General features: G+C 41.5%; 24 protein-coding genes. 9 read left to right on the top strand and 15 right to left on the bottom strand.

The window, feature by feature from the left end; all coding sequences use genetic code 11:
* Positions 1-39: 39 nt before the first annotated feature.
* Entirely contained in the window at positions 40-963 is a 924-nt protein-coding gene (locus tag QNN06_RS08355; RefSeq protein WP_213116748.1) for an RluA family pseudouridine synthase, read from the top strand.
* Positions 964-1,002: 39 nt separating this feature from the next.
* Here the strand turns inward: QNN06_RS08355 and QNN06_RS08350 are convergent, their stop codons facing one another.
* A complete protein-coding gene (locus QNN06_RS08350; RefSeq protein ID WP_213116749.1) occupies positions 1,003-1,257 on the bottom strand; it encodes a GlsB/YeaQ/YmgE family stress response membrane protein in 255 nt (84 codons plus the stop codon).
* A 308-nt stretch (positions 1,258-1,565) separates the two neighbouring features.
* On the opposite strand from QNN06_RS08350, the gene QNN06_RS08345 reads away from it, so the two are divergent.
* Together QNN06_RS08345 and QNN06_RS08340 are read left to right on the top strand one after the other, a co-directional pair.
* Positions 1,566-2,183 carry a DUF47 domain-containing protein gene (locus QNN06_RS08345; RefSeq protein ID WP_213116750.1) on the top strand — a complete coding sequence of 206 codons (618 nt, stop codon included), beginning with the start codon at positions 1,566-1,568 and terminating at the stop codon, positions 2,181-2,183.
* A gap of 11 nt (positions 2,184-2,194) precedes the next feature.
* Positions 2,195-3,196, top strand: a complete 1,002-nt coding sequence (locus tag QNN06_RS08340) for an inorganic phosphate transporter (RefSeq protein WP_213116751.1) — start codon at positions 2,195-2,197, stop codon at positions 3,194-3,196.
* Between the two features lie 50 nt (positions 3,197-3,246).
* Here the strand turns inward: QNN06_RS08340 and deoC are convergent, their stop codons facing one another.
* On the bottom strand, positions 3,247-3,921 hold the full coding sequence (gene deoC / locus QNN06_RS08335; protein ID WP_284037404.1) for a deoxyribose-phosphate aldolase: 675 nt from the start codon (positions 3,919-3,921) through the stop codon (positions 3,247-3,249).
* A 220-nt stretch (positions 3,922-4,141) separates the two neighbouring features.
* On the opposite strand from deoC, the gene QNN06_RS08330 reads away from it, so the two are divergent.
* Positions 4,142-6,316 carry an MMPL family transporter gene (locus QNN06_RS08330; RefSeq protein WP_284037403.1) on the top strand — a complete coding sequence of 725 codons (2,175 nt, stop codon included), beginning with the start codon at positions 4,142-4,144 and terminating at the stop codon, positions 6,314-6,316.
* An 18-nt stretch (positions 6,317-6,334) separates the two neighbouring features.
* On the opposite strand, the gene QNN06_RS08325 is transcribed toward QNN06_RS08330, so the two are convergent.
* The gene (locus tag QNN06_RS08325; RefSeq protein WP_213116754.1) at positions 6,335-6,676 is read right to left on the bottom strand and encodes a cupin domain-containing protein; all 342 of its coding nucleotides are present in this window, start codon (positions 6,674-6,676) and stop codon (positions 6,335-6,337) included.
* A 256-nt stretch (positions 6,677-6,932) separates the two neighbouring features.
* Here QNN06_RS08325 and QNN06_RS08320 point away from each other — a divergent pair, with 256 nt between their 5' ends.
* Positions 6,933-7,787: a nuclease-related domain-containing protein gene (locus tag QNN06_RS08320; RefSeq protein ID WP_284037402.1), complete on the top strand. Its 855-nt coding sequence runs from the start codon at positions 6,933-6,935 to the stop codon at positions 7,785-7,787.
* A gap of 1,025 nt (positions 7,788-8,812) precedes the next feature.
* On the opposite strand, the gene QNN06_RS08315 is transcribed toward QNN06_RS08320, so the two are convergent.
* From QNN06_RS08315 to QNN06_RS08290, 6 genes are all read right to left on the bottom strand, one after another.
* Complete coding sequence (locus QNN06_RS08315; protein WP_284037401.1) at positions 8,813-9,364, bottom strand: 2-oxoacid:ferredoxin oxidoreductase subunit gamma family protein; 552 nt, start codon at positions 9,362-9,364, stop codon at positions 8,813-8,815.
* 27 nt (positions 9,365-9,391) lie between these two features.
* Positions 9,392-10,147, bottom strand: coding sequence for a thiamine pyrophosphate-dependent enzyme (locus QNN06_RS08310; RefSeq protein WP_284037400.1), 756 nt, complete (start codon positions 10,145-10,147; stop codon positions 9,392-9,394).
* Complete coding sequence (locus QNN06_RS08305) at positions 10,144-11,208, bottom strand: 3-methyl-2-oxobutanoate dehydrogenase subunit VorB (protein ID WP_284037399.1); 1,065 nt, start codon at positions 11,206-11,208, stop codon at positions 10,144-10,146. Before QNN06_RS08305 ends, QNN06_RS08310 begins: the two co-directional genes overlap by 4 nt.
* 17 nt (positions 11,209-11,225) lie before the next feature.
* Entirely contained in the window at positions 11,226-11,456 is a 231-nt protein-coding gene (locus QNN06_RS08300) for a 4Fe-4S dicluster domain-containing protein (RefSeq protein ID WP_284037398.1), read from the bottom strand.
* A gap of 5 nt (positions 11,457-11,461) precedes the next feature.
* Positions 11,462-12,139 carry a CpaE/TadZ family protein gene (locus QNN06_RS08295; protein ID WP_284037397.1) on the bottom strand — a complete coding sequence of 226 codons (678 nt, stop codon included), beginning with the start codon at positions 12,137-12,139 and terminating at the stop codon, positions 11,462-11,464.
* Positions 12,140-12,305: 166 nt separating this feature from the next.
* The gene (locus tag QNN06_RS08290) at positions 12,306-12,626 is read right to left on the bottom strand and encodes a hypothetical protein (RefSeq protein WP_213116760.1); all 321 of its coding nucleotides are present in this window, start codon (positions 12,624-12,626) and stop codon (positions 12,306-12,308) included.
* A 212-nt stretch (positions 12,627-12,838) separates the two neighbouring features.
* Between QNN06_RS08290 and QNN06_RS08285 the strand changes: the two genes are divergently transcribed.
* From QNN06_RS08285 to QNN06_RS08270, 4 genes are all read left to right on the top strand, one after another.
* The gene (locus QNN06_RS08285; protein ID WP_284037396.1) at positions 12,839-14,977 is read left to right on the top strand and encodes a YhgE/Pip family protein; all 2,139 of its coding nucleotides are present in this window, start codon (positions 12,839-12,841) and stop codon (positions 14,975-14,977) included.
* Positions 14,978-15,069: 92 nt separating this feature from the next.
* Positions 15,070-16,185: a metallophosphoesterase gene (locus QNN06_RS08280; RefSeq protein WP_213116762.1), complete on the top strand. Its 1,116-nt coding sequence runs from the start codon at positions 15,070-15,072 to the stop codon at positions 16,183-16,185.
* A gap of 297 nt (positions 16,186-16,482) precedes the next feature.
* Positions 16,483-17,763 carry an ArsB/NhaD family transporter gene (locus QNN06_RS08275; RefSeq protein ID WP_213116763.1) on the top strand — a complete coding sequence of 427 codons (1,281 nt, stop codon included), beginning with the start codon at positions 16,483-16,485 and terminating at the stop codon, positions 17,761-17,763.
* 11 nt (positions 17,764-17,774) lie between these two features.
* Positions 17,775-18,053, top strand: a complete 279-nt coding sequence (locus tag QNN06_RS08270; RefSeq protein ID WP_213116764.1) for a hypothetical protein — start codon at positions 17,775-17,777, stop codon at positions 18,051-18,053.
* Between the two features lie 17 nt (positions 18,054-18,070).
* On the opposite strand, the gene QNN06_RS08265 is transcribed toward QNN06_RS08270, so the two are convergent.
* From QNN06_RS08265 to QNN06_RS08240, 6 genes are all read right to left on the bottom strand, one after another.
* Complete coding sequence (locus QNN06_RS08265) at positions 18,071-19,096, bottom strand: diguanylate cyclase domain-containing protein (protein WP_284037395.1); 1,026 nt, start codon at positions 19,094-19,096, stop codon at positions 18,071-18,073.
* A 152-nt stretch (positions 19,097-19,248) separates the two neighbouring features.
* A complete protein-coding gene (locus QNN06_RS08260; RefSeq protein WP_213116766.1) occupies positions 19,249-21,447 on the bottom strand; it encodes a glycoside hydrolase family 3 protein in 2,199 nt (732 codons plus the stop codon).
* A gap of 199 nt (positions 21,448-21,646) precedes the next feature.
* Positions 21,647-22,387, bottom strand: a complete 741-nt coding sequence (locus QNN06_RS08255) for a response regulator transcription factor (protein WP_213116767.1) — start codon at positions 22,385-22,387, stop codon at positions 21,647-21,649.
* A gap of 127 nt (positions 22,388-22,514) precedes the next feature.
* A complete protein-coding gene (gene larE, locus QNN06_RS08250; protein WP_213116768.1) occupies positions 22,515-23,315 on the bottom strand; it encodes an ATP-dependent sacrificial sulfur transferase LarE in 801 nt (266 codons plus the stop codon).
* Between the two features lie 80 nt (positions 23,316-23,395).
* Complete coding sequence (locus tag QNN06_RS08245) at positions 23,396-24,166, bottom strand: SDR family oxidoreductase (RefSeq protein WP_213116769.1); 771 nt, start codon at positions 24,164-24,166, stop codon at positions 23,396-23,398.
* Positions 24,167-24,187: 21 nt separating this feature from the next.
* On the bottom strand, positions 24,188-25,456 hold the full coding sequence (locus QNN06_RS08240) for a nickel pincer cofactor-dependent isomerase, group 22 (protein ID WP_213116770.1): 1,269 nt from the start codon (positions 25,454-25,456) through the stop codon (positions 24,188-24,190).
* Positions 25,457-25,497 lie beyond the last annotated feature (41 nt).

Raw genomic sequence — 25,497 nt, 5'->3', positions numbered from 1 at the left:
TTACTGTTAGCTGCCCTGCTGGAATAAGAAGGAGATATTATGCTGAAAACAATACGGCTCGGGGAATGGTTTCAGATTATCGTTCCTAAAAAATGGGCAGGAACGACAATCGAAGAAATCTTCCGTCATGAATGGGAAGCCCCTAAAAAGTTAACACATGCGTTTCGAATGGAAAAAAAGGTTCAGGTTGATGGCACTGAATGTTCCTGGACGACTCCGCTCTCAGAGGGCACGAAACTGCAAATTCAATTATTTACCGAAGAGGAACCGCATGTGATCCCTAACTATCTGGATATCGATGTCCTCTTTGAGGATGACCATTTATTGATTATTAATAAACCGCCATTCATGAACACACATCCAAATGACTCTGAAAATGATACCGATACTTTAATCAATGCAGCGGCCTTTTATTTGCAAGCAAAAGGGGAAATCAGGGATGTCCGCCAGATTCATCGGTTAGACCGTGATACTTCCGGTGCCATCCTGCTAGCTAAACATGCACTGGCAGGAGCACTTTTGGACGGAAAGCTTGCAAAAAGGGAAATCAAAAGAACATACCTTGCCTTGGTCCATGGATTGTTGAAGCAAAAAAAAGGGACGATTAATGCCCCGATTGGCCGCGATCGGCATCACCCCACCAAAAGAAGGGTATCCCCCTCTGGGCAAGCCGCGATTACGCATTATCAAGTGGTGAAGGAAGACAGAAAGGGTAATTTATCCTACGTAAAATGCTGGCTTGATACGGGGCGGACGCACCAAATTCGTGTGCATTTAAGCCATCTAGGCCACCCTATAGTTGGGGATGTTGTTTATGGGGGGAAACCGCTCGTGAACAGACAGGCCCTCCATGCCGGAAAACTGGAGTTAACCCACCCCTTAACAGAGGAAAAAATCGTTGTATATGGACCATTTACGGATGACCCGGTTATTTTTAAAGAATTTGATATTTACTCACTATAAAAAGCCTCCCAAAAATTCGGGAGGCTTTCTTCATGATGATTAGTCTGCTTTCCTGAAGGCCCTCATGATAAAGCTTAATAAAAGCACTAGGACTGCTGCACCAATGATCGCCGGTATGATGGCGAAATCAGCCACATGCGGGCCCCAGTTTCCCAATACCAGAGTCCCCAACCATGCACCAACAAAACCAGCAATGATATTACCAATAATTCCCCCAGGTACGTCTCTTCCTACAATAAGGCCGGCTAACCAACCGATTATACCGCCAACAATTAATGCCCAAATAAAGCTCACATAGAACACTCCTTTTTTAGTATTCATTCGATTTTTTCTTGAGCCTGCCAAGCAGAGCATCTGAGGATGTCTGCCTGTTACCTTATAAATTACCCTGTTTTCTTTTTTTTACTCATGGCTATGCCAAAATTCATACATAAATTTTGGCATCTTGGCAAAAGTAAAATAGTACATCTGCAAAATAATTGTCTGAAAATTCTTTTGTTAAGTTTTTGTAAATTTATTTTTAAATTATTTATTTTTTACACTATCTTCATTAAAATTATTCCGTTGATGAACAACACGTACAAATATGGAGGGTATCTCTAATGGCATTTAAGAAAAATGACAAATTCTCAGTTTTGCTAAGCAATATTTCTTCCAACCTTAAAGAAGGGGCAAATTTTTTTACAGAATATAAGCTGAAAAACGTCAGTGATTTAAAAATTTTCTCTGAAAAAATGAAGGAAATTGAAACGAAGGGAGATTCCTTTGTTCATGAAGTCATTAAAGAATTAAATGATGCTTTTATCACACCAATCGAACGGGAAGACATCCTTCACCTTGCAATGGTAATGGACGATGTATTAGACGGTCTTGAAGCAACTTCCGCATTATTTGAAATGTACTCCATCACTCAGGCAGATGATTTCATGCTTCAGTTTGTGGACGCCATTCGAGGCAGTGTTATTGAAATTGATAAAGCCGTGGAGCTTCTATCTAATAAAAAGCTTCCGCAAATAAGAGAACATGCTATTAAAATTAAGGATTTCGAATCCAAGTGCGATAATATTTTACGACAATCCATTAAAAATCTGTTTAATGTAGAAAAGGATCCAATCCGTATCATCCAATATAAAGAAATTTATGAGAACCTTGAGGACGTTGCCGACAGCTGCCAGACAGTTGCCAATATTCTTGAAACCATTATCATGAAAAATGCATAAGGAGTCTTAATATGAGTGCTGTCTTAATACTTACAATATTAATCGTCATCGGGGCTCTTGCATTTGACTTTATTAATGGTTTCCATGATACGGCAAATGCAATTGCTACCTCGGTTTCGACAAAAGCATTGAAACCACGACAGGCAATCTTGCTTGCCGCTGTCATGAATTTCGTCGGGGCCCTTACGTTCACAGGCGTTGCTAAAACAATTTCAAAGGATATCGTTGACCCATTTAATTTAGCTCACGGATCAATTGTTATCTTAGCTGCACTGCTTGCGGCAATAGCCTGGAATTTAATCACTTGGTATTACGGAATCCCGAGCAGTTCTTCCCATGCACTAATTGGTTCCATTGCCGGTGCCGCTGTTGCAGCGGAAGGACTAAAAGTATTAAATTACACAGGATTTATAAAAATTCTGGAAGCTTTAATCCTTTCACCGATTTTAGCTTTCGTTGTTGGTTTCATTATTTATAGTATTTTTAAAGTTGTTTTTAAAAATTTCAATTTAACAAAAACAAATCGAAATTTCCGTTTTATCCAAATCGCAACTGCGGCATTGCAATCTTATTCACATGGAACAAACGATGCCCAAAAATCGATGGGGATTATCACAATGGCACTGATTGCGAATCAGTATCTTCCACATAATGCCGAGGTACCTTTTTGGGTCCAATTATCCTGTGCGATAGCGATGGGACTTGGTACTTCTATCGGTGGATGGAAAATTATAAAAACCGTTGGCGGCAAAATCATGAAAATCCGTCCAATTAATGGTGTTGCCGCTGATTTAACTGGTGCAGCAATAATTTTTGGCGCCACTTATATCCATTTGCCTGTCAGTACAACACATGTCATATCTTCCGGAATTTTAGGTGTGGGTGCTTCTCACAGACTTAAAGGAGTCAAATGGGATACAGCCCAACGGATGCTGATTACTTGGGTAATTACTTTGCCAATAACCGCACTATTAGCTGGTATTTTATATTACGTTCTACATCTTTTCTTTTAGTCACGAAAGAGGCTGTCCTTTAAGGGCAGCCTCTTTTTGTCATATAAGTATTAGTAGTTGCTTGAGGAAACTTCTCCTTTACAGATGGCCACACCTGAACTTGCGCCAATCCGTGTTGCACCGGCTTCAACCATTGCAAGGGCATCTTCCCTGCTTCTTACGCCACCGGATGCTTTAACACCGATATCCGGGCCAACTGTTTCGCGCATTAAGCGGATATCTTCTACCGTAGCCCCACCGGTAGAGAATCCTGTCGAAGTTTTAACAAAATCAGCACCAGCCTTGACTGAAAGCTCACATGCCCGTTTCTTTTCTTCATCAGTCAACAGTGAAGTCTCGATAATGACCTTTACTAATGCTTGCCCCTTCGCTGCCTCCACAACATTGCGAATGTCCGATTCAACTAAATCATCCTGCTGATCTTTAAGTGCACCAATGTTGATGACCATATCCACTTCATCCGCACCATTGTCAATCGCATTTTTTGTTTCAAATGCTTTCGTCTCTGAGGTCGTTGCCCCAAGCGGAAAGCCGATGACAGTACAAACTTTAACATCTGGTGTATCTTTAAGTATTTCAGCAGCTGTTTTTACCCAGGTAGGATTTACACAAACGGAAGCAAATGAATATTCTTTTGCCTCTTCCGCTAATTTAACGATTTGCTCTTTTGTTGCTTCTGGTTTTAATAATGTATGGTCAATCATTCTTGCTATGTTTTGGCTCATTGCTGATTCCCCCTATTTTTATATCATTATGCATCTTAGCTTGCCCAGAAATAACTATAACAAAGCGGTTGAACATTTGTAAATATGTACATTTTCACTGGATAAGAAGGGAAATATTTATAGAAGGTTTTCTTTTTAAAAAGTCATGAAATAGTCAAACGTTTATCGCTGTAATATTTGTATACTTAATTTGGTTGTTATTTTTTATTGGGGTGATGGGTTGGAAAAGCTCGGTGGATTTATTTATCGGAATCGAAAATGGGTGATACTGGTTTGGATTTTAGCTATTATCCTGTTTGGCTTTTTCGCTTTGAAACTGCCTGCGGTGTTAAGCGGAAACGGTTTTGAATATAAGGGAGAATATAACGAAACGAGGCGGATTTTGGAAAAAGACTTTGGACAGGCCAAATCCTCTATCATCCTTGTTTTTCAAAAAGAAAAGGGCGTCAGCGATGAAAAGTTTCAGGATTTTATGCAGGATACCTTTGTAAGACTTAAGGACTTTGACCATGCAGAGGACATTATTCCCCCATTTGCCCAGGACGGTATGATAAAAGGGAATTACGCTTATGGCATGCTTACTTTTAATAAAAAAGCGGAAAGCCTTGGGGCAGAAATAAGCGATTTAAAAAAGCTGCTTAAAAATAAAAAGGGGTTAAAGGTAACGATGACGGGGGAACCAATCATCGTTAAAGATTTAAATACAGCCAGCCAAGAGGATTTGGCTAAAGCGGAGATGATTGGCCTGCCAATTGCCCTGCTCGTTCTCATCCTCGCTTTCGGCAGTCTTGTCGCTTCAGCCCTTCCGCTGATTATTGGTGTGGTATCCATTTTAACCACCATGGGGACAGTTTATTTTTTCAGTTACGGCATCGACCTAACTATTTTTATTTTAAATATAGTGCCGATGATCGGTCTTGCCTTAAGTATCGACTTTGCGCTGTTATTTATTAACCGCTATAAGGAAGAATTAACAAGGAAATCAGTGGGCGAAGCCATCGCGATCACCGTTGCCACGGCCGGCAGGTCCATTATCTTTTCCGGCCTATGCGTATTTATCGGATTATCAGGGCTTTGGTTTATCCAAATTGATATTTTTCAAAATGTCGCCCTTGGCGGAATGACTGTCGTCCTTGTTTCCGCACTCTGCTCTTTAACGTTTCTGCCGGCGTTCTTGGCACTATTAGGACACAGAATCAATAAATTTAGCTTGTGGCAGATTTCAGACAATCGGCTAAGCGGCTGGTACTTATTTGCCAAGTTTGTCATGCGCCGGCCCGTTCTGATGGCAGTCTGCGCTCTAGCCATTTTGCTGGTTGGACTTATTCCTGTTAAGCAAATGGTTCTTACGATTCCGGGCACCGATTCCCTGCCGCCTAATTATCCATCACGTGTCGCTTTAGAAAAATTTAAGGATCATTTTTTCGAAAAAGAAAAACGCGATGAAAAAAAGGTATCGATTATTCTGGAGACCAGCGGCGGTGTGCTGACGAGGGATAATCTCGAAAAGGTAAGCCTAGTGATCAATAAATTGGAGAAGGACCCACTAGTTTATACGGTCGATTCGCCCTTTTCTGCCTTTGGCATTAAGAATGCTGCGCAATTCCAACAGCTGCTGCTTTATGGTGAAATGAGCAAGCTTACCCCTGTTTTCGATCACTTCATCCGTGAAAATAAAATGCTTGTTGAGGTCTACTTAAAGACCGGTGAGCATTCAGCTAAAGCCCGGCAATTGGTTAAGGATTGGTCGGACAAAGATTTAGGTGTGAAGGCTTCGGTTGGCGGTCCCATTAAGTTCGAGCAGGAAATCTTTGATGAGATTATCGAGAAGGCTCCGTATGGTTTGCTGTTGATTATGATTTCAACTTTGGTAATTTTAATGGCTGCTTTTCGGTCGATTCTCATTCCGTTTAAAGCCATCTTGATGAACGCCTTGAGCCTTGGCTGCACATTTGGGATTGTTGTATGGGTTTTCCAGGAGGGACATCTCGGGGTTTCTCCCGTTAACATCGGATTGATTCTGCCCGTTTTTGTGTTTACGCTTGTATTTGGACTGTCAATGGATTACGAGGTGTTCCTCATTTCCAGGATACAAGAATTTTATTTGAGGACTGGCGATAATACCGAAGCGACCATTTCCGGTTTAACGTATACGAGTAAAATCATTACCTCCGCGGCAGCGATTATGATTGTCGTAACAGGTGCTTTTGCTTTTACTGGCGTCATGCCCATCAAGCAATTGGGAGTCGGCATTGCGGTCGCCATCTTTATTGACGCTACCATTGTCCGGATGGTCCTTGTTCCTTCTTTAATGAAGCTGTTGGGTGATTGGAATTGGTGGTTTTTTGGATTCAAGAATAAACGTGATATTTCGCATCGTAAAAAGCCAGCCTGATTGGGCTGGCTTTTGCTGTTAAATATTTTTAGCATATAGCTCGCTTGGAATTTTACTTAATACTACATATAAACTTACAGGTTCACTGCCCGTATTTTTGAAGGACATTTCCTCTTCGCTTTGAACATGGATGAGGTCTGCCTCAGTTACCGTTGTCTCTGTTCCATCTATGATTATTGTGCCGCTGCCGGTTAGAACATACAGATAAACCTCTGTTCCTGGGTGTTTATGAGTTGGGAGGGTTTGATTTGGCAGAAAGTTTAAAACAAATGCTGTCGTTTCACCCTTCTTGTAAATAATCCTTTTCGTGAATTTCTCTTCACTGTATTCCATATAGGCTTTAACTGAATTCTTTTCCATTGTTTATGCCTCCTTTATGTTTTCATTATAAATGATAATCATTTTCAGTTAAGTGAGTTGGGTCACTTTTTTTAATATGTCACTATTTTTTCAAAAAATATCTAGTTTGCAGGAAAATGTTAACAAATATTTCATAGTTCGTGCCGTTGTGAAAGTTATTTTTTTAGTAAAATAAATCTGAGATTTTAATAAAGGATGGTGGACTATGCTTAAGAAACCGCGCACATTAAGAAAGGAATTAAGGAAAATGAGGTCATTGAATGCCCGCATGCTGTTGTCAGATGATGACAAATGGAATTATCTGAATGCGGAAAAGGGTTTTGCCGGTGAATTGGAGTTTGACAAGTTGACTGAAAAGCTTCAGTGTCAGTGTCTAGTTATTAACGATTTGCAGCTCAAGCTCAACAAATCTTATTTTCAAATTGATACAGTAATTATGTATCAAAGAGAAATTTATCTGATTGATGTGAAAAATTTTGAAGGGGATTTTTATTACGATGCTGACGGGCATTTAAAGAAAGGCAATCGAGAGATAAGAAACCCTATTAATCAGTTGGAGCGATGTGAAAATCTATTTAGGCAATTGCTTCAAAACTATGGATACAAATATCATGTTGAATCTTACCTAGTCCACATAAACCCCGAGTTTACCTTATACCAAGCGCCTCAAAATGACCATGTTATTTTCCCGACACAAATCAAGAAATTTATGAAGAAATTGGATAAACCATATTCGATACTGAATGAGGGTCATGAGAAACTGGCAGAGCTGCTCATTTCGCTTGATCAAGAAGAATTGCCCTTTGCTGAATTTCCTTTATATGAATATACTCACTTGCAAAAAGGGATCCTTTCTTCTTCCTGCCATACACTTTCAACATCTTTAAAGGGGAATACAATTCTGTGCGGATTATGCGGGCATGAGGAGTACGTTGATTCTGCGGTTTTGCGGTGTGTACGGGAGTTGGTAATGCTGTTTCCGGGAATTAAGATTACTACCAATTTGGTTTTTGAGTGGTGTAATGAAATGGTATCAAAAAAGACAATTAGAAGAATTTTACTACAAAATTATATAGCTAAAGGGAATACATTAGGGCGTTATTTTGAATAAAAAGGGGAAAAAGCCCCTATTTTTACCGCTAGCTTGTTTTTTTGGTGCTCCTGGGCAATATAGCTGCCTTATTTTTACCGTTAGCTTATTTTTCTGGTATTCCTGGGCAATATAGCTACCTTATTTTTCCGCCGACCATATTTTTGTTGGTCCACGGGCAATATAGCTGTCTTATTTTTACCGTTAGCTTATTTTTCTGGTATTCCTGGGCAATATAGCTACCTTATTTTTACCGCCGACCATATTTTTGTTGGTCCACGGGCAATATAGCCGCCTTATTTTTACCGTTAGCTTATTTTTCTGGTGCTCCTGGGCAATATAGCCGCTCTATTTTTACCGTTAGCTTATTTTTCTGGTGCTCCTGGGCAATATAGCCGCTCTATTTTTACCGTTAGCTTATTTTTCTGGTGCTCCTGGGCAATATAGCTGCCTTATTTTTACCGCCGACCATATTTTTGTTGGTCCACGGGCAATATAGCTGCCTTATTTTTACCACCGGCCATATTTTTGTTGGTCCACGGGCAATATAGCTGCCTTATTTTTACTGCCGACCATATTTTTGTTGGTCCACGGGCAATATAGCTACCTTATTTTTACCGTCGACCATATTTTTGTTGGTCCACGGGCAATATAGGTACCTTATTTTTACCGTCGACCATATTTTTGTTGGTCCACGGGCAATATAGCTGCCTTATTTTTACCGCCGACCATATTTTTGTTGGTCCACGGGCAATATAGCTACCTTATTTTTACCGCCGACCATATTTTTGTTGGTCCACGGGCAATATAGCTGCCTTATTTTTACCGCCGTCCATATTTTTGTTGGTCCACGGGCAATATAGCTGCCTTATTTTTACCACCGGCCATTTTTTTGTTGGTCCATGGGCAATATAGCTGCCTTATTTTACCACCGACCATTTTTTGGTCCTTGAGCAATATAGCGTCTCTTCCTCGAAGATTATATTATTAATGAGAGGTACGAGAAAAGCCAGCCGAACCCTCGGCTGGCCCTCCACCATCAAACATCAAACAACCATTCTTCCCCCAACAAAAGCCGCTCCCTTTTTCAATGCCAACTTATTGACCTCAATCAAGTGCTGTTTCTCTTCACCAAGAACCTTCTTCAACGATTCAATAACAGCCCCCTCTGAGACGACCTTCGTTTGTTCCAGGAACGCACCCAATAAAATCATATTGGCCACACGCGAATTTCCAAGATCATTGGCCATGTCGGTTGCTGATATTTCAATCATTTCAATATCTTCCCGCCCCGAGGTCTTTGTCACCAGTGACGAATTAACGATGAGCAGCCCACCCGGACGAACACAAGGTTCAAACTTGTCAAAGGAAGGGTTATTTAAAATAATCGCCGTTGACGGCCGTGTTACGACCGGCGATCCGACTGGTTCATCACTCACCACTACCGCACAGTTCGCTGTCCCGCCGCGCTGTTCAGGGCCGTATGAAGGAAGCCAGGAGACACCTTTCCCTTCAAGCATACCGGCATAGGCAATCAGCTGTCCCATCGACATCACTCCCTGGCCACCAAGGCCGGCAATAATCATTTCCTCAAGCATAATTCCGCCCACCCCCTCTAATCCCTTCTACAGGTTCCCAGTCGCTTTATTTTTATAAACCCCCAAAGGGTAAACTGGCACCATATTGTCCCTTACCCATTCAAGTGACTCCGCCGGGTCCAGTCCCCAGTTGGTCGGGCATGTCGATAAAATCTCAACCATTGAAAATCCACCGCCTCTTTTTTGTGTTTCAAAGGCCCGGCGAATGGCCTTCTTGGCTTTCTGTATATTGGGAACATCATGCGTCGATACCCGCTCAATATAAGCGGCGCCATCCAGCACAGAAATCATTTCACAAACCTTGATCGGTGAACCATGGACCGAGACATCCCGGCCATAAGGGGTGGTCGCTGTCTTTTGCCCAATCAAACTTGTTGGCGCCATTTGTCCGCCTGTCATCCCGTAAATGGCGTTATTTACAAAAATCACGGTAATATTCTCACCACGAGCAGCGGCGTGGATGACCTCGCTTATACCAATTGAAGCAAGGTCGCCGTCACCTTGATAGGTAAACACCATCCGATCCGGCAAAACCCGCTTCACTCCGGTCGCAACAGCAGGGGCGCGGCCATGGGCGGCCTGTGTCATATCACAATTAAAATATTCATACGATAAAACCGAACAGCCGACTGAAGCCACGCCAACCGTATCTTCCAAAACACCCATTTCCTCCAAAACCTCGGCCACCAAGCGGTGAATGACGCCATGGGTACAGCCGGGACAGTAATGCGTGGGCTTGTCAGTTAGTCCGCTCGTTTTTTGAAAGACTATCTTCATTGTCATACCGTAACCCCCCCGGCAGCCATCATGATTTTTTCAAAAATTTCATCTTGCGTTGGCACTATGCCGCCTGTTCGTCCGAAGAAGTCAACCTGAGCATGTCCCTCAACAACCAGCCTGACATCCTCGACCATTTGTCCGGCGCTCATTTCTACTGAAATATAGCCTTTTACCCGGTCACGCGATTCAAGAAACGGCTTCTCTGGGAATGGCCATAATGAAATCGGCCTGATCAATCCAACCTTGACGCCTGCCTCCCTTGCCTTATTAACAGCATTCATGGTAATCCGTGCTACCGTCCCCAAAGCCACCATAATATAATCCGCATCTTCCGTCAGGTAAGTTTCATAGCGGATCTCATTTGCCTTCATGACAGCAAACTTTTGCTGCAAATCCCAGTTTCGTTTTTCCAAACTTTCAGCATCAAGTTCAAGCGATGTGATCGTCCTAGGAGGGCCGTCACCAAGGGTTCCGGTTGTCGCCCACGGCTTTGCAAATTTACGAATTTCTGTACCCTCCGTGAATTCCACCGGTTCCATCATTTGCCCAAGCATTCCGTCCCCCAGCAAAATTACCGGTGTTCGGTAACGGTCGGCAATATCAAATGCAGCCTTGGTCAAGTCTACAATTTCCTGCAGACTGGCTGGAGCCAAAACGGGAGTATGATAATCACCGTGCCCGCCCCCTTTCGTTACCTGAAAATAATCCGATTGGGCGGGCTGGATATTGCCGAGCCCGGGGCCGCCTCTGGCAATATTGACAATCACGGCCGGCAGCTGTGCTCCTGCTAAATAAGAAATCCCTTCTTGCTTCAAGCTAAAGCCTGGGCTTGACGAGGAAGTCATCACTCGGACACCAGCCGAAGCGGCACCGTACACCATATTAATGGCGGCGACTTCACTTTCTGCCTGCAAAAACAATCCGCCCACTTCCGGCAGCCGTCTTGCCATGTAGGCAACCAGCTCACTTTGCGGCGTAATCGGGTAACCAAAAAAATATTTGCAGCCAGCATGGACTGCCGACTCTGCAATCACTTCATTTCCCTTCATTAATACTTTCCCCATACAACTAACGCCCCCTATCACACCGTTTGTAATACCTTGACTGGCCTATACACTAAGATGACCGTATCCGGACAAACCTGGGCGCACTTGGCACAGCTAATGCAGTTCTCCTGATCAACAACTGCGGCAGGCCGGTATCCATTACCGTTTAAATAGTCTGCGAGACAAATAACATTGGTGGGACAAACCTGCACACAAAGGCTGCACGATTTACAACTGGCTTCATTAAAAACAACTCGTTTTTCCATAGAACTCACCCTTCCCAAGGTAACTTCATATACCGCTTAATAAAAAACGCTTCATATCTGTAAGCAAAATTGCAGGCATCTTTTTGTAGATGATTGGCTATCGTTGTAAATAAAAATGTGATATTCAGCTTTTCCGCCAATAGACTACTTAACTCATGGCCCCGCCAAACATCTTCCATGGTGGTTTCAAGACCGATGTTGGTATTATTAATGATGCCGGTCACCTTCAAGCGGGAGGCGTTTTCAATCTTGCCAATCGTGTATGCCGCCCCCTCTAATGTACTGACAAAAGGCCTGTTCGCATTCAAGACAAACCATAGTTCTGGCTGCATATCTTTCCATTCGTGATAATATTGCCCAAGCGCTGTCGCCCCGTCCTTGTCCCCACCGGCATCGACGATTAAGCGATACCTGGAGTCATGGAGCACCCGGTAAATCTCCCCTGATACGATTGGCAAATCCGCTGAAGCCAAGCGGTTTTGTGGGGCGATTAATTCTACATCATGCTCCCTGAAAACTGAGGCAGCATCCCGGGAACGATAGTAAGGGTTGATAATATCCAAATCATTGATGGCAACTTTATCATGTTTCGTCCGTTCTGATAAAGCCAAATTGATGGCAATCTCGGTTTTTCCGCTGCCAAAATGCCCTGATAAAATGGTAATCTTGCCATTCGCCTTCAAATTAACAGCCGCCCCCTAACGTTTGTAAGCGTTTACAAATGAGTTATCTGAACCAATCTCCAAGGTTTACCAATTCCATTATAATGCACATGGAAGCTTCTGGCTTCGACTTATGTCACACTTACTTACAACTCAGAATGGAAAAAAGAAGCTCCAAGGAACTTCTTTATGACACAAATGATAGAATAACTTTTTGCGGAATGTCGGCCATATTATCAGCTTTGCTTTTTAATCTCTCACAGGATGGCAGTTCAAAGGAAAACTCCTCGACATTTTCGGGAATAATTCCATCTTCCTGCAATTTGGCAAACACTCTTTCCATAGCTTCTTCCGTTGAAATCCGATCCTCGGAATCATCCTCTTGAAAACATTCCACACAGGTCTCGATGATATTTTCCTCAATTTGTTCCTGGGCGAACACTAATTTTGCACCGGCGATCGTTTCAACTTCTTGATTCTCTAATTCAATAATAGTAGTTATATTCATGTCAAATTACCTCCCTGATTTAACTACCATCATTATAAAAAATTTATCTTCTTTTTTATTATGAAGATAGTATTATTCACTATTTGTTCATATGTTTTTGACAAATTTCTGACCAGTATCCCTAGCATTTGCTTTTTAAATCTAGGGTATCAACAGGTAAATATGACAAATACTATTAATTATTAAACATCAATGTTAGGTGATTGGCTGATATGAATAAGATTTTGAAAATTTTTCAAGATGATATAAAAAGTGTCATGACGAATTGGGCTGCAGCCCTCGTGATTATCGCACTGATGTTTCTACCGTCTCTTTATGCCTGGTTTAATATAATAGCGTCATGGGATCCATACGGCAATACGGGCGGAATTCCAATTGCCGTTATCAATGAGGATAACGGCACCGTCCTAAGAGGGAAAAAGATCAACATCGGCGAAGAGGTTGTGAAATCTCTTAAACAAAATAAATCGCTTGGCTGGGATTTTGTTGATGCTAAAAAAGCGGACCAAGGCGTGAAACACGGAGATTATTTCGCGAGCATTACGATTCCGAAGGATTTCTCTAAAAAAATTGGAACTGTCCTCAGCGATAACCCGCAAAAGCCGGTACTCATCTATGTTGTAAATGAAAAAATTAATGCTATTGCCCCAAAAATCACAGCTAAAGGAGCCACAGGCATCAAAGAGCAAATCAGCAAAAACTTTGTGAAGACAGCCAATGGCGTTATTTTTGATATTTTTAATCAGCTTGGCATTGAACTGCAAAAAAACCTGCCTGATATTGAGAAACTGAAAACCATGATTTTTTGGTTAAACGATCATTTGACGGAGGCCGAAAATATCATTAATACCTCGAATCAAGACGCAGACCAGGCGGAAAAAATCGTGGCAGACTTACAAGTAAAAATCAATGAAGTAGACTCCATATTGGGCCACGCCCAAGAGCTATCCGAACAACTAACAACGTTTTTTGACAGTAATAAAGAAACATTCGAAAATCTCGCACCCGCCGTTAAGCAAAATCTAATCTTTATGGAGCAAACAGCAGCAGATGTGGAACAAGTCACGGGAATTTTATTATCAAATACCGCCAATACAGAGGAAAAGCAGAGTGCACTAAATGATGGAATCACCCGCCTTACCGCATTAATCCATGCGGAAACACTTTTAATCAACCTATTAAATCAAGTAAATGGCTTAGGGACTGCACCACTCTTTACGGGTGAAATAGCACAACTAAATAAGCAAAAAGACTCCGCCGAAAGACTATTAAATAATTTAAAAACGATTCAAAGCCTTGGAACACCCTCACAGGACCTGCTGGTGCGGACTAACCAAATTGCTTCGGATCTGTCATCAGGTTTAGGACAGCTTGTGAATCAATATGACAGCAAAATCGAACCGAAGTTTGCGCAAATCAGTGATGCCGCCAAACAAGTTCCCGTCAAGGCAAATGAATTTTTTGCAAACGCTGACCAAACACTTTTACAAATTAAAAAAATCCTTCAGGATGCCGCAGCCGGAATTGCCATCGGGAAACGGGATTTGGCCCTAATAAAAAGGGATTTCCCTGCTGTAAAGCAAAAAATCACAAATCTAGCCAATCAAATCCGTGAATTTGAAAAAACGGAGGATATCCGTGACATTATTGATTTGCTGCGTAACGATGTCAAAAAGGAAAGTGACTTTTTTGCCGAGCCTGTTCTATTAAAGGAAAAAAGGCTATTTCCGATTCCGAATTACGGATCGGCCATGTCTCCCTTTTTTACCACACTTGCTTTATGGGTAGGTGCGACTCTGCTTATTTCATTAATCCCTGTCGAAGTGCATGATTTGCCAGGTACGTATCATCCGAATCATGTCTATTTAGGCCGCTTTTTAACCTTTTTGACCGTCGCGCTATGCCAAGCTCTCATCGTAACCGCGGGTGATATTCTGCTGTTGAAGACCTATGTAGTTGATAAGACCTGGTTTATCTTATTTGGATTACTGATTAGTGCTATCTTTATGCTGATTACCTATACACTGGTATCCATTTTCGGAAATGTTGGAAAAGGGTTGGCCATAGTTTTTCTTGTCCTGCAAATTTCCGGTGCTGGGGGCACTTTTCCTGTTCAGGTGATGCCGTCATTCTTTCAAAAGCTTCATCCCTTTTTACCCTTTACCTATGCCATCAGCCTGATGCGGGAAGCCGTCGGAGGAATCGAGTGGGATGTTGCCAAACATGACCTTACCATCCTTTCGATGATCACCGTGATCACTTTGATCTTTGGTTTAGTTTTAAAAGGGCCCATTGAAAAATACGGCGGCACCATGCAAAAAAAAGCAAAAGAAAGCAGACTCATACATTAAGAGGAATGTCCGTCCAATTTTAATTAATAATTGTTTTAAAAAAACAAATACTATTTGGACCTATACTTTTAAGACCAAAGGAGGTCCCTCTATTGTTTAAAAAAACTTCCTTTCTATTTTTGCTTGCCCTTGTATTCATGTTGCAGCCTTCCGCAACGCATCCGGTTGCAAAAGCAACGGCACAGAAAAGCACGTCGATTGACTTAAGATTGCTTGAAACGACCGATTTGCATGCAGATTTAATCAACTATGATTACTATCTATCAAGGGAAAATAATCGAATCGGCCTGGTTCAAACTGCTTCTCTCATTCGCCAGGCACGAAACGAAGTGAAGAATTCACTATTATTTGATGGTGGCGATCACTTAAAGGGGAATCCCCTTGGCGAATATCTGGCCAGAATTAAAGGAATCAACAAAGGCAAGATCCACCCCGTTTACCGGGCCTTCAATCATTTAAAGTATGATGCCATCGCAATCGGCAATCACGAATTTAATTATGGATTAAAATTTTTAAATACTGCTTTAAAAGGGGCCGAAATGCCTGCCATTAACGCCAATGTTATTTCTATAAAAACAAACACCCCATATTTTAAACCCTACGTCATTTTAAAACGAAAGCTGGAGGACCAAGATGGGAAGAAACATGACCTGAATATTGGTGTGATTAGCTTTATGCCAACACAGATTATGAAGTGGGATAAGTCAAACCTTGAAGGCAGAGTTTTCCCGCGGCCGATTGTGGAAACCGCAAAGGAATATGTCCCTATCATGAAGGCGGAAGGTGCAGATGTTGTAATAGCCCTAGCCCATACGGGAATCACCGACGAACCATACCATCCCGATACGGAAGATGCGGTTTACTATTTAACAAAAATCCCTGGGATTGACGCTATCCTTTCAGGGCATTCCCACAGCGTGTTTCCCGGGCCTTCCTATCAAAAGATTGCCAACACGGATATGAAAACCGGACGAATAAATGGAAAACCGATAGTCATGGCAGGAGCCTTTGGAAGTCATCTGGGGATTATTGATTTAAATATAAAAAAAGTGGCCGGCAAATGGAAGGTCGTAAATGGCATATCCCAGGTCAGGCCAATTGCGGACGAAAAAGGCAAGCCGCTTGTCCAAACAGATACTCAGCTGTATAAATTATTAATGCCAGAGCATAAGGAAATGGTTAAAACTATAAATAAATTAGGCCACTAGGTCTTAAAATGTTATCTTTTTATTCACAAATTATCCATTGTTTTGCAGATGGATATGATTAAAATAATAATTGTTGTCCGGCTTTCTTGCTCTGGCTGTCCATTTCCATTGGAGGAATGTGCGGCTACAGACGAAAGCTTGGACAACATCTATTTGTTTAGACACTTTACAACCTATGCAGACTTTTATAAAATAAAATAAGGAAATATTCGGTGAATTATAGAGGAGTCTGTCGTATTTTCGGGCTCCTTTTTGTATTCACACTTATAGCAGAAATTAGGGAGAAGAGGTCGAAACATGTCAACACAAGCACTCATAGCATTAGGCGTTTTTCTCGTCATCTATGCCTTTATCGTCACAGAAAAGATTCACCGAACCATTATCGCCATGATTGGTGGAATTTTAATGGTTGTACTGGGAATTGTCGGTCAAGAAGAAGCACTTCATCATATTGATTTTAATACCATTGGATTATTAACCGGTATGATGATTATCGTTACCATTACAGCCGAAACGGGTTTGTTCAAATATCTTGCTATATGGTCCGCCAAAAAAGCTGGAGCTGATCCTTTAAAAACGCTAATTATGTTCGGGATCATAACGGCAGTAGTTTCAGCTTTCTTGGACAATGTCACCACCGTCCTGTTGATGGTCCCTGTTACCTTCAGTATTACTCGCCAACTGCAGGTGAATCCAATACCCTTTTTAATAACGCAAATTCTTGCGTCAAATATTGGCGGAACCGCTACTCTGATTGGTGATCCTCCGAATATCATGCTTGGAAGCGCTGTTAAAGAACTAACCTTTATGGAATTCATTTATAACCTTTCAGCTATTTCATTTCTTATCCTTTTTGTGAATATTGCCATTTTGGCTTTCATATATCGAAAACAACTTAAAACATCGACTGAACTAAAAGCTAATGTAATGGATTTGGATGAAAAAGAGGAAATAACCGATAAAGTGTTATTAACAAAATCGTTAACTGTCATCGGATTAACGATATTAGGATTCTTCCTGCATCAATTACTACATATTGAATCAGCCACTGTTGCTTTAGCCGGAGCTTTCCTGCTGCTTTTATTAACAGGCGAAAAGTATTTGGATAAGGCTTTAGAAAAAGTAGAATGGACAACCATTTTCTTCTTTATCGGACTGTTTGTCCTTGTATCCGGATTGGTTGAGACGGGCGTCATTTCCTTATTGGCAGACAAAGCTGTTCATCTTACTGGTGGAAACGTTACCTCCACTTCGCTTTTAATTCTGTGGGTAAGTGCGATTGCATCTGCATTTATAGACAATATCCCGTTTGTTGCCACGATGATTCCAATGATAAAAGATATGGGCGACCTTGGTATTCAAAACCTTGAACCGCTTTGGTGGAGCCTGGCACTAGGGGCATGTCTCGGCGGAAACGGGACCTTGATTGGTGCTAGCGCCAATGTCATTGTGGCTGGGTTGGCAGCTAAGGAAGGTCATCATATTTCATTCGGTAAATTCTTGCTCATCGCCTTTCCATTAATGATTCTTTCAATTATGATTTGTACAGTTTATATCTATTTGAGATATTTAATTTAGGAGGGGATTAGATGAAGGTTAAGTATAAATTGAACGAGAAACTGATTGAATTAACGGAAAAGAAAAATGGAGATGATTATGAATTCTCCATCACCCTTCTATCAAAGGAGCAGAAAAAAGGACTTGAAAAGGTCCGTGAATATTTCGACAATAATAAGGTTCTGACAGACATTCACTTTTATATTCATGCCAACAACCGCTATCAAATAATCGTCAGAAACGACTACTATAATGAGTTTTTAATTCAGCTATTTAAGGAACAATTTTTGTTAGAACTAAAATGGGTATGATTAATAACGGCTGCCATTCAAATGGCAGCCGTTATTTTTTCCATTTCAGTCAATGCCTGCTTCTTCATGTTTGGGGTAAAGAGTGAATAGCGATTTCTCCCTTTTTCCTTCGAATGGTACATCGCGATGTCGGCATTTTTTATTAATGTATTAATATCTTCTCCATGAAATGGGTGTATGCTGATTCCGATACTTGGGGTAATTTTAAAATTCTGGCTATGAACGCAAAAAGGTTCCTCCATGAGATTTAGGACCAATTGGCTAATTTCTACAGCATCCTCCACACCATTTAAGTGTGGAAGAAGGATAATAAATTCATCTCCGCCAAACCGAGCAAGAATATTTCCCGTACCAGTCTCGGTTTTAAGCCGATCAGCAACGGATTGCAATAACACATCTCCTGCTTGATGGCCTAGACTGTCATTAATGATTTTGAAATGGTCCAAGTCCAAAAGAATCAGCCCGAGCATTTCGTTTGGATTCCTTTGCTCCGCTTGATATTGCTCGAGGTATGATTTTATAAACCATCTGTTGGGAAGTCCGGTTAAGGCATCATGATAAGCCATATGGGAAATCTGCTTCTGGGCCAATTTTAATTCGGTAATATCCAACCCAAAGCCGAGAAGATATTCCTCCCCAGATTCAGGTACGTGAATTATGGTTCTGCCGGTAAACATATGGTGTTCCTTACCTTTGAATCCAGCCTTTAATTCACAGGTAATCAGGTCACGCTTTTGCCAAACCTCAAGGTCCATTTTCCGATTCATTTCCGCAATATGTTTCGGAAAAAAATCAAAAACCGTTTTGCCGATGAGATCTTCTAATTTCATACCATTCATTTGACATGCCTGCTTATTAGCAAATATCGTCTTCCCATCCGGTTCCTCTAAAAAAACATTAATAGGAAGGGCATCCAAAACCATAGCACGAAGGGATGTATGATAATCGAGTTTTTTTAAAAGCTCTTTTTCTCGTTTTTCAAGATCAGTAATTTTCTTTTTCAAACTTTCGATATTTTCATGTTCAAGGGATTGTCTGTTCAATTCTGATCCCGCCCTCTTTGTCCTGCTAATATATATAAAACTATCTATATCATATTATAGTTTATCATTAAATTATTTTTCATTTCTAACAATTTTATGAAAATAACATGTCAGGGCTGTCCCCAGTAGAGACAGCCCTGACATGTTATTTTTTATTTTTTTTGGGCATGAGCAGGTGTGCCAATTTCCCCCGCATGGTCTGGTTTTCCAACAGCTTTTCCTTGATTATAAGAAAGACCAAATCCATACTCGTATTTGTTACCAGCTTTATTTAAATAAGAATAATTAGGGGTTTCTTCAGGTGCAAAGCTCGGGACATCGCCAACTTCCTTGTCCACAGCTTCAGCACTAGCAGGGATGGCCATTGGCAGCTTTCCAATCGGGTTAAATTCGCCGCGAATGACATCTATTACTGCTTCAGGCTTCGTACCGTATGTGGCTAAAACAGCAGCCGCATTTGGTTCAATTTGATTAATTAACCAAGGGCTGATAAAGTTGATTGCCGTAATTGTTGGAACGGTTTTTTGAATTTCAACAATTCGATCTACATTCGCGACTCCTGTTTCAGGACCTACTGTGATTCGTGGATTATTATCCCAGTTGGATTGTGCCGGTTTCACCCAAACAAACGCATGTGTTGCTTCCGAAAGATTATCCACGATAGTGATAGAGGCATCATGATTTTTAATAGTCTGTTTTAAATTGGCTGTAGCAGCGGCTGCATCTCCGCCGAACATTTCAACATAAAGCTTCACTTTTTGCAGCTTAGCATCTTTTAACGGCAAGATATTTTTATCGTTGCGTAATAAAACCACTGATTTAAGGTGTGCTTCATCTGCAAGTGCTTTTGCTTTAGGATCTGCGACAACTTCCAAAGCTTGCAGTGGATTTACATATGGATCTTCGAATAGACCTAAATTCATCATTTCTGTCAGCAGCAATGAGACAGATTCGTTAACTTCTGATTCTGACAGCAACCCTGATTTTACTGCATTGATAATAACCTGTGGGTCGGATGATCCTGAAATGATATCTGTTCCTGCTTGAATGGCCTTAGCTACTTTCGCTTCCGGCGATAAATCTTCAGCACCCCAAGCGTTGCCACCAACAGCACCAGTATCAGAGTTTACATATCCTTTGAAACCAAGGCCGTTGCGCAAGAAATCCAAAATTCCTTTGTTTAATGCAAAGCCGACTTCTTCAAATTGCTGATCAGGTTTATACCATGGCAATCCTTGATCAGCGCTATACTCGTTACTCGGAAAAGCGTAATATGGCATGACAGACGTAACATTAGCTTTAATAGCTGCCTGGAAAGGAGGAATATGGTACTTTAACAAGCTGCCTTCTGTCGGATATGGATTGAATTTCCCTTCCACAAAGTGAGGGTCCAAACCATTATCACGTGCCCCTCCGCCTGGGAAGTGCTTGACCGTAATCGAAACACTGTCGCTGCCAAGCTTTTCGCCCTGGAAGCCGGTTATGACGTTATATACCATGTCTGATGCTAGAGTAGGGTCCTCACCAAAGGTGTCTTCGATTCTTGCCCATAATGGGTCTGTGGAGACATCTGCTGTATAACCATAAACCTTGCGAATGCCGGCCGCTCTCCATTCCTTTGCAGCAATTTGTCCGAATTCCTTAACTGCTTCTGCGTCTCGTGCTGCTGCAAACCCTAGCGGCCCAGGCCAGAAGGTGTGCATACCTGCACCGTCACTATTATTAGTGTAATCTGTGGAAGCATGGTTACGAGGGTTTGAAGTGACAACAACTGGGATACCCAACCTCGATTCCTCTGCTAATTCCTGAAGCTGATTTGTATATTTTGCTATCACATCGACGGTCGGAGTTTGCCGGAAGATGACATGGCGCATATTTTTCCCAACAATCATCGGGTCATCTGCACTTACATATCTTCCATCAGCCGGGTTGGCAATCGGAGTGTGCGTGTTAATTAACATCATGCCCGCCTTTTCAGCCAAAGTCATCTTTGACACCAGATCGGCTACCCGCTCATTAACAGGTTTTCTCCAGTCCTCATAAGGATCTAAACTCCTGTCACCATCTAAATCTCTGAATTGCTTCCCATCCGCCGTCAGAACGCCTTTCTTTGCTGCCTCAATTTCTGGTTGACCGGTAACCGAGTTGGCTGCAATACGATATGTAACCGTATCTGCCCCGCCGTTTCCGGCATTTTGTGAAGCTGGGTCAACGTACCCCAAGTCTTCATTACTATTTGCACTTACCTGTGGGACCATGACTGGAGCTAACAGAGATAAAGCAAGTGTACCAGTAAGAAGTGTTTTTCTCAGTCTTGACGTTTTTCTTATTTGTTTTGATACTGACGCCATTTTTCTTCCCCCTATTAATTGGTTTTAGTAAACGCTTTCAACTATAATTTTAAGAGGATATTGAATGATAGTAGTATAGGATTTTTTTTGCTATATTTGTGTTTTTTTAATATTTAGAAAAATAGGTCAACTTACCTATTTCTAAATTCCTATTAATCTTTTTAAGGCATAAAAAAAAAGAGCCATTTAATAGATTCCGTTAATCGCTTGACTTTCTAAATTCAGAGGGAGAACTACCCGTAATTCTTTTAAAATTATTACTAAAATAAGCTAAATCTGAATAACCGACCCGTTCCGCAATCTCTGACATGCGTAATGATGTATTCTGAAGCAATCTTTTACTCTCTTGAATTCGCAGCTCAGTGATATAGCCAACAAATTTTTTATTGAACTGCTGTTTGAATAATTGACTTAAATAGCTGGGATTAATATGGACATGTTCTGCGGCAGCCTTTAGAGTTATTTGATCTAAAGGGGTTTTTTCTATATATTGTAATACCCTTTCAATGGTAGATGATGGAATTGCCTCATCCTGTACTTGAGCAATTTTTCTGAATGCCTCTTCTTTATTTCGTTTAAATAACCATCTTTCCAGGCATTCTTTTAATTCATTTTCCTCAATCGGTTTAATAAGATAATCCGTCACACCGCTCCTCAACGCCTGATGCGCTAATTGAAACTCATGATGAACACTAATGATAAAACAATCCTGTTTCTTGTTTAATTTTGATAGCTCATTCGCCAACGAAAGTCCGTCCATTATCGGCATTTGGATATCTGTGATGACAAGGTCAACGTCATTTTGCTTGATCCAGTCCAGTGCCTCTAAACCATTCTCGCATTCATGAATAATTTCTAGGGGAAGTGCCAACTTTTTGATTGTCCACTTAAGGGCTGTCCGAACCCACCTTTCATCGTCAACCAATAAGATTTTTTTCATTGTGCTAACCTCTATCCACTTTTTTTATTAACCGTCAATCTAGTAATCTACAAAAAAGGCTTTGGAAAAATCCAAAACCTTTTTTATTGGTGAATTTTCTATGGAGGCAAAACAAATTAAAAAGCTGTTAGGAAAGAACCTTATTCATACTTCCGCTCTGATAGCCAATTAAATCAAGTGTTATATATTTATAGCCAAACTCTTGTAAATTACGCACAATGGTATCATGATTTTCAAGAATGATCGCCATATCTTTAGGTTCTACCTCAATTCGGGCGATATCCTGGTGAGTTCTTACGCGAACTTGGCGGATTTGCAGGGATTTTAAATAGTATTCTGCTTTTTCCACCTTTGTCAGCTTTTCTTTCGTAATGTACTCACCATACGCAATCCTTGAAGAAAGACAGGCGAACGATGGTTTATCCCACGTAGGCAAATCAAACTCCCGGGAAAGCTCGCGGATTTCTTCCTTATAGAGGTCCGCTTCCTGAAGCGGGCCGCGAATTCCCTTCTCTTTAGCTGCCTGCATGCCTGGACGGAATTCATTCATATCATCGGCAATAACACCATAAATGGCATTTTTAAAGCCCTTTTCTTCCATGACAGGGATTAAATGATCAAACAAACTGCTTTTGCAAAAATAGCAGCGGTTTTTACTGTTTTCTGCATAACCAGGAATCGCTAACTCGGAAGTTTCAATTACCTGATGTTTCACGCCGATTTGTTCCGCTAGTTTAATCGCCTCTTGAAGCTCGCTGGATGGATAGGTTTCTGAATCGGCTGTAACCGCCAGGACCTTCTCAGGCCCTAATGTCTCGACTGCAGCCTTTAGCAGAAACGTACTATCCACACCGCCTGAAAAGGCAACGACAACTGAATCCATTTCTCGGAGAATAGACTGTAATTTACTGTATTTCTCGGTAAGCATTGTCCCCTCTCCCCTCAATAAAATCAATCTATTTATACTTCATCATTGTTATCTTATTAGGGAATTGCTTGTCATTATGTTTAAATGGTCATCGCTCCGAAACCGCCATCGACACGGATCATGGCACCTGTCACAAAGCTGGAGGCTTTTTCAGACGCAAGCCATACAGTTGCCCCTTGAAGCTCTTCCGCTTCACCAAAGCGGTTCATTGGCGTATGACGCATAATGGACTCGATCCGCTCCTTGTCCAAAATTTTGCGATTTTGTTCAGCCGGGAAGAACCCAGGGATGATCGCATTGACACGGATTCCATTTTGCGCAAATTCACGCGCTAAAAATTGTGTCACGCTATTAAGGCCGGCTTTTGATACAGAATACGTAAAGACGCGAGAAAGCGGAGTTGTCGATGAAACAGACGAAATATTAATAATGCTGCCCTTACGCTCCTGCTCAATCATTCGCTTCGCAAAAATTTGGCAGGTCATCACAATACCTTTTAAGTTTATATCCATGATTTTGTCGTACTCATCCATATCAAGTTCAAAGAATGGTGTGGCACTGTTTGTTCCTGGTGCATTCAAAAGAATATCCCAGCCGCCTGCCCATTGTTCGATTTCATTAGCTGCCTGCTGCAAAGAGTCCTTGGAACTGACATCTGCTTGAAAAGCCTTCGCTTCCCCGCCCGCTTCGACAATTTCCTTTACAACCTTTTCAGCCGTTTCGAGATTGCGGCCGACAATCGCAACCTTTGCCCCATGCTCTGCTAATCCTTTGGCCATAGCTGAGCCTAATACGCCATTTCCACCCACGGCTACTGCTGTTTTTCCGGTTAGGTCAAATAAGTTTGTCATATTGTTCTCCCCCTGATTTTTCTAGAATAAATTTCCATTTTCATCAAAGTTAATATCATATAAATCTGAAACTTGCTCCATATTTGGATGATTGCCTATATAATCTAGCAATGCCTCAGAAACTTCTATTTCACTAATCTTCAATGTATTTTTAATGCGCACCATTTTCACTTTGGTAAAATCTAAAATATTACACGTCTTAACGGCAGCCTGAATCGCCTGTTTATCATTTGGCAGCGTAGTGGCAATTTTTGTAGGCGACACAACCGTTGAAGTTAAGCCGTTGGCATATGTTCCTTCTAAGTCCATATTGTCTACTAGGCGCTGAGTTGTAAAATCAGCGGTACCTACCCCATTGGCATTTCCTTCGGATTCAGGAGTAACAGATAGCACGACCATTTTGTTAACATCCGGACCTCCGGTTGCATATGGAGTTGGATAACGTCCGGTTATGTTCGGATCCATTCCATCACCGCTGATATTTTTTCCAATCTCATCAATCACTAGCACATCCAATTGATCAAAGAAAAGCTTAGGCAATAGCTCTTTTGCTTTTTTCTGCAGGTCGGCTTCCTTTTCGATAATTTCTGAAGGTGTAAGAACGTCCACAGCTGCCACTTTATCAAAAGCATTTTCAACGGACGCCACACCAAACAGGACTGGCTTTTTCGCCATTATGACCTTGGCCATTGCCGGAACATTTTCCGCCATATACTTAAAGCCTAGTTGATGGCAGGCCTCTGCACCTCTTTGCTTTCCTAAACCAATGCTGATCATTTTCATAATGCCGCTTTCAACAGGGCCCCTAAAAGCAGTATGAGGCTTCACACGGTTGATGACGACAATTCCATCAGCTTCTGAAGCATACTTATCAATATAAATTGGCAAACCATTTGGCAGTTCGTCAATCTTAACCACTTCCATCGAGGAGCGGATTTCACAGCCAACACTTTCTTCTGTGACGCCAAGATGTGCTAACACTTCACGCTGTCCTTCAGCAGTTGCACCGCCATGGCTTCCCATACTTGGCACGATGAAAGGATTTGCCCCAAGTTCCTTTAAGAATCTAACGGTCACTTCCGTTAGTTCAACAAGTCGGTCAAGTCCCCTGCTGCCAACGGCCAAGGCAATTTCCATTCCAGGCTTAACTGTTTTTCTTATATGTTCTTGCTGTAATTTTTCCATTAACGCATGTTCAAGATTATCAATTTTCTCGTCGCTAAAATTCACTTTCACTTTTGCCATCTTCGGCACTGGTATATCTTTTAGTAAGTCTTGAATAACACCCACAATTCTTCACTCCTTCTCTATATCTTTAGTGTTTCCTTATG

The organism is Neobacillus sp. 114, from assembly GCF_030127045.1.
GTDB classification, from domain to species: domain Bacteria; phylum Bacillota; class Bacilli; order Bacillales; family Cytobacillaceae; genus Neobacillus; species Neobacillus rhizophilus.
The sequence above is the reverse complement of the archived record's forward strand: the minus strand, read 5'-3'. Positions and strand labels throughout refer to the sequence as shown.